4 protein-coding genes, 1 other RNA gene and 1 pseudogene are annotated in these 6,129 nt (G+C 36.0%); all 6 read left to right on the top strand.

The genetic code is table 11. The features are described from left to right. Positions 1 to 236 precede the first annotated feature (236 nt). On the top strand, positions 237 to 1,934 hold the full coding sequence (locus GNY06_RS06145) for a glycoside hydrolase family 3 protein (protein ID WP_166519253.1): 1,698 nt from the start codon (positions 237 to 239) through the stop codon (positions 1,932 to 1,934). Positions 1,935 to 1,944: 10 nt separating this feature from the next. Further along, positions 1,945 to 3,078, top strand: coding sequence for an N-acetyl-alpha-D-glucosaminyl L-malate synthase BshA (bshA, locus tag GNY06_RS06150; protein ID WP_166519254.1), 1,134 nt, complete (start codon positions 1,945 to 1,947; stop codon positions 3,076 to 3,078). Positions 3,079 to 3,378: 300 nt separating this feature from the next. Further along, a complete protein-coding gene (locus GNY06_RS06155) occupies positions 3,379 to 4,641 on the top strand; it encodes a DUF2851 family protein (protein WP_166519255.1) in 1,263 nt (420 codons plus the stop codon). Next, complete coding sequence (locus tag GNY06_RS06160; RefSeq protein ID WP_166519256.1) at positions 4,634 to 4,855, top strand: PspC family transcriptional regulator; 222 nt, start codon at positions 4,634 to 4,636, stop codon at positions 4,853 to 4,855. Before GNY06_RS06155 ends, GNY06_RS06160 begins: the two co-directional genes overlap by 8 nt. Positions 4,856 to 5,024: 169 nt before the next feature. Further along, positions 5,025 to 5,426: a transfer-messenger RNA gene (gene ssrA, locus GNY06_RS06165) on the top strand. A 339-nt stretch (positions 5,427 to 5,765) separates the two neighbouring features. Beyond that, positions 5,766 to 6,129: pseudogene (locus tag GNY06_RS06170) on the top strand (helix-turn-helix domain-containing protein); the annotation flags it as partial.

Raw genomic sequence — 6,129 nt, forward strand, 5'->3', positions numbered from 1 at the left:
ATAAGCTGAATTATTTTTACCAGATCATATCTCGTCGAAAATTCTCTTTTTCCTTTGCTTAAATGAGGTAAAATCCATTGTTCTATTTTATCTTTGCTGATGAGTTCCAGATTATTAGTTATTTGATGTGCAATTCAAATTTGCTATTTTTCTCGGAACTCTTTTTGTGTAAATAAGTTTAAACAACTTCTATGTTTTTATCTAAATATTTGTAGATTTGTTTATATATTTTTATTATGAACAAATGTTTTTTGTATTCTTTTTTTCTACTTTTTGTATTGGCTTCTCCGCTCTACTTTTCACAGTACCACCCCAAAAACATTAACAAATCCACATTAGAAGAAGCCTACCGCTGGGTAGATAAAACCTACTCCTCTTTAAGCCAGGATGAGAAGTTGGGCCAACTTTTTATCATAGATTTATATGCAGACAAGGACCAAACACATATCAACTCCGTACGTCAACTTGTTCTCCAGGAAAAAATAGGAGGTATTATCCTTATGCAAGGCAATGCCTTAAATCAGATTGAGTCAATCAACGAATTTCAAAATTCCTCAAAGATTCCACTACTCATCGGTATAGATGCGGAATGGGGTTTATATCAAAGAATTGCGACCGCTCATAAATTCCCATGGGCAATCACTTTAGGTGCTATTCAGAATGAAAAACTCATTTATGAAATGGCTTCTCAAATAGCAGTGGATGCTAAAAGAATGGGGATTAATTGGAATTTTGCACCTGTTGTGGATGTTAATACCAATCCTATGAATCCAATTATAGGGAATCGTTCTTTTGGATCGGATGTACAGAATACCATTAGAAAGGGACTTGCCTACAGCAATGGACTCCAAGATCATGGTGTTTTATCCTCGATTAAGCACTTCCCAGGACACGGTGATACGGATAAGGACTCCCACCTGGACCTTCCTGTGGTTAAACATAATATCGAAAGACTCATGAATACCGAACTGGCTCCCTTTACAGCTCTCATCAATAAAAATGTGGGGGGAGTAATGGTTGCTCATCTCTATGTCCCAGCTTTAGAGGCTCGATCAGGTGTTCCAGCAAGTCTATCCTACCCTATTGTGACCGATTTATTGAAAAAAAAATTAGGCTACAAAGGAATTATTATTACCGATGCCCTAAATATGGGAGCTATAACCCGTCGCTATAGCCCTGGTGAAGCAGATAAAAAAGCCTTTGCGGCAGGAAATGATATTATGCTCTTCTCAAAAGGCGTATCAGAAGGTAAAAAACTTATTCAACAGGCAATTGATCAGGGCGAGATCCCACAATCTAGAGTGGAAGAAAGCGTAAAAAAGATTCTTTTAACCAAATATTTACTAGGACTTCAACATTTTAAGAGAGTCAATCCCCTCAATATAGATCGGGATCTAAACGATGAGAAACATGCTCAACTCTCTGAAAAATTGTATGCTCATGCGTTAACACTTTTAAAAAATGATCAGCAACTTTTACCTTTACAAAAAGGAGAAAGTGTTTATTATGTTCCTTTGGAAGAAGCACCTTATCAAACTTTTGAGGACGAGTTAAGCCAACACACAAATCTTATAATAAAAAAGGCAAATGAAATTGGAGATATTCCGCCTAATGCTAAGGTTATTATCGGTTTCCACAAAGATAATTCTACAGCCTATAAACCCTATAAAATTTCGGAGGCCAGTAAATCTATTCTTACTGAATTATCCCACAATCATCGAGTGATACTCAATGTATTCGGAAGCCCGTATGCTTTAATGGATATCGATATACAAAATATTCCGACAGTATTGGTTTCTTATGAGAATAACGAATACTCGCAAAAGGCGACAGTAAAAGGCCTTTTAGGCCAATCCAGCATACTAGGTAGACTCCCTGTCTCCCTGAATAGTCAATTGAAATATGGGGCGGGACAAGATCTTAAACAAAAATAAGAAATAGATTATGAAAATAGGTATTCTTTGCTACCCTACCTATGGAGGAAGCGGAATTGTGGCTACAGAGCTGGGGATGTTATTAGCGAATAACGGACATGAGGTACATTTTATGAGTTCCAATATGCCTGCACGACTGAATATGACGCAGCCCAACATCTATTTTCACAAAGTTAACGTCGAAATCTATCCGCTATTTAAATATCAACCCTATGATATTGCACTCTCGTCTACTATTTATCATGTAGTCAAGATCTATAAACTCGATATTATCCATGCCCATTATGCCATTCCCTATGCTTATGCAGCTTATATGGCTAAGCAAATGCTGAAAGATGATGGTATAGAAACGCCTCTTATTACAACACTCCATGGCACTGATATTACACTCGTAGGCCAGCATCCCAGCTACAAGAAATCGGTAGAGTTTTCTATTAACAAGTCCGATTTCGTAACCTCCGTATCTGAAAGCCTGATGAAGGATACTTATATTAATTTTGACATCAAAAAAGAGATTAAAGTTATCCACAATTTTATCGACAATGGCGTTTTCACTTCATTCAATAATTGTTGTAGATCACATTTTGCAGAGGATCATGAAAAGATCATGATTCACGTCTCCAACCTTCGCAAAGTTAAACGCATCGAGGATGTACTGGAAGTTTTTAAAAAAGTGCAGCAAGAAATACCAACTCGTCTCATCATCATTGGGGAAGGTCCCGAGATGGAACGTGTCAACAACTTTATGGAAAAGCATCCCACATTGATTCCAAAAATTAGATTAATGGGTAAGGTGAACGAACTCTATCAGATTTTAGCCTATGCGGATGTTTTTATACTTCCTTCCCAACAAGAGAGTTTTGGTCTTGCCGCCCTAGAGGCTATGGCTGCAGGTGTACCCGTGATCAGTAGTAATGCGGGAGGGCTACCAGAAGTAAATAAACATTCCAGCACAGGTTTTATAGCAGATATAGGAGATGTAGACAGTATGGTGGAATATACCAAAAAGCTCTTCCTAGATCCGGAACTCCTCGCCCAAATGAAAATTAATGCTAAAGAAAATGCAATGAAGTTTGATATTTCCAACATTTTGCCCCTCTATGAAGATTTATATAAAAAAGCTATTATACAACAAATTACTTAAAGATTTTTAACGAAAATATCTTTTTAGATACGTTTTAATTAATAGATCTGCCCTCCTCTATTTTTGCCCTCAGATATCTGTGCAATATCTACACAACCTGTATAATAACCAAAGGAATATTTATGATAATGAGTATACCTCTCTTAAGGACTGGGGTCGTATCATAAGCCAGGTCTTTGTTTTAATATAGACCGGATGCTGATTTTATAATTGAAAGATCGCCTCCATAGAATTATACTAATCCCTTTCTATAACTTAATTAATTTTTTGTAAATTCAGTTTCCAATAAAAACACCAAAAATGGATGAGGCACTTTTACAATATATCTGGTATTATAAAAAATTTAGTGATACCACTTTCCAAACCACAGAGGGAGAAACTGTAGAAATATTAAATTTTGGTGAATGGAATGCCAATTCGGGGCCAGATTTCCTATGCGCCCAAATAAAAATAGGGACCACTATCCTCGCAGGCAATATAGAACTACATGTTAAATCTTCGGACTGGCAACATCACCATCACACAGCCGACAAAGCTTATCATAACCTCATCCTCCATGTTGTCTATATTCACGATAGGGATATCAAAGCACTACAAGCCAAAAATGTTCCTACTCTTGTCCTAAAGGACTATATAGATGAAAACTTATTGCAATTATATGAAAAGATCAGTAAGGAGAATGTTTTTATACCTTGCCAACCAATTTTTGATCCCTCAAAAATCCCCCTCCTATATGAAGAGGAAATCCTGCTTCAAAAACTCAATGCCAAGACACTATACTATCAAAAAGTTTTGAATTTTAATAAAAATAATTTTGAAGCTCTCCTCTTTCAACAAATGGCCTATGCGTTCGGACTAAAAATAAATGCTTCTGTTTTTCACCAACTGTCTTCTTGTATAGATTTTAATATTATCCAGAAAATACGCCAACACAAATTACAAATGGAAGCCTTGTTTTATGGACTTTGTGGATGGCTAGAACAACCTGTAGATCTGCAAACCCAAATATGGAAACGTGAATTTACTTTTCTACAATCTAAATTTCAATTACCGCAGATGCAAATTTCACCCAAGTTTCATAAGCTACGTCCCAACAATTTTCCTACTATTAGAATTTCTCAACTGGTCGATTTATATTCTAACCAACATTTATTTTCTTCGATGATTCAGGATCAGGATGATCAGCTTATTCGCAAAATACTCTCCAGCGTTACAGCCTCCGATTATTGGAAAACTCACTATAACTTTGGGAAAATATCCTCTGTATCATCAGAAAAAAAATTAAGCGCCCCATTTATCGATCTCTTACTTATCAACTGCATATTACCACTTCAATTTTTTTTTCACGCTCAAAAATCTGAAGATGTTGTGGATGATATTTTGCAAAGCTACCAGCGCCTACCCGCTGAGATAAACCATATCACCAAACAATGGAAAAATATAGGTATCAAATTAGATAATGCTTTGCAAACTCAAGCCTTTATGTACCAATATAAAACTTTCTGCAGAACAAAAAAATGCTTAAATTGCAGTATTGGATTTCAGTTGCTAAAAAATGCTTAATAATCTTAAACATAACATGGAGAGAAAATGGTTTGGAGTCTTAACCCGCATGGGATCCAAAGTAGGGATTCCTGTTTCCAAACTTAGGGTATTTTTCATCTATTCAACCTTTGCCACCGCTGGCGTATTTTTTCTCATCTATTTGGGGTTAGCCTTTACCCTGTGGATTAAAGATATGTTTATCACAAGGCGCCCCAGTGTGTTCGATTTATAACCGAACAACCCTTATCGTTCTTTTCTCCGATTTTATTTTACTCTAAATAAGAGTCTTGCAAAAGTTTTGTAACTCGACTCTCTGTAGGTTTACTTATTTATAGCTCTAAAGTGAGTTATACCATCATATTATTTACTTTTATTTTATTATCTTTGTCGTTCTTATTCATGGGGCTGACTGGTTTCGACAGCAGGGCCAATGGGTAAGTAAGCATGCAGAGAACCGTAGCGCGATCTCTTTAATCCCTTGCTACAAAATTTTAGCTGGCAACCAAGAGTTTGCTCTTGCTGCTTAATAACCGAAGTATAGTAGGTTCAAGCATTTTCCCGAATAATAGTAGGGAAGCAGGATATTCCACAAAAGCCCTGTCCTGCGGCGTTTGAGTATGGGATATAGAAATGCGGGAATAAGACTTCAGTAACTTCGCCTGAGGTACGAAAATCTTAGAAGTTAAGGTAAAAGTTGTGTGCTTTCTCACTGCTTTTTCCCGACAATAAATAGAAAGCTAAGCATGTAGAAGGCTTACGTATTGCCTGTATGGACGAGGGTTCGAATCCCTCCAGCTCCACTAAAACCCTTGTAAATATTTGATTTACAAGGGTTTTTATTTCAAGGTGCTAATTTAGGTGCTAGTTATATTATTTAGTTTTTTATTTCCGTGCTTGAAAGAATCGTTGCATTCATTTAATATCTCTGCTATTATAAAATTAAATGAGATATTTTCTTCTTCAAAAATAAAATTAACTAATAATTGGATATAACGGATTGACTTGTGCCAGGTAAAACGGCGTTATTGTGCCAGTTATTTCGGTTTGATTTGTGCCAGTATTGCAGTTAAAATTCTGTAATATCGTTTCAAATAGTGCCATGTAAAAAGATCAAGAATAAATAACTTACTGCATTTAGCAGTATGGCAAATAAACTTGATCCCATGGATTTAAAACAAATTATTCAATTACATCTGGACGGCTATAGTAACCGCAATATAGGTTTAACATTAGGTATCTCCCGTAATACTGTTAATCACTACATGAAGTTGTTCAAGGCCAGTGATTATCCAATGGAAGCCTTATTATCATTTGACCAAAATCACTTGCGTAGCCAGTTTCCAGCCTATACTACAATAGATAATAAACGTTATGATGAGCTTGTAGGCTTCCCTTTTTTAGTACGATTTAAAATTAGACAATTTTTCATATTGTACCCAATTTATTTTCTGTTAATTTATAACAGCAAGTTTCTGTTTTTCCTTTTCTCTGTATTTCACAGGAGAC

Source organism: Elizabethkingia argenteiflava, assembly GCF_009904105.1.
In the GTDB taxonomy this organism is placed as follows: domain Bacteria; phylum Bacteroidota; class Bacteroidia; order Flavobacteriales; family Weeksellaceae; genus Elizabethkingia; species Elizabethkingia argenteiflava.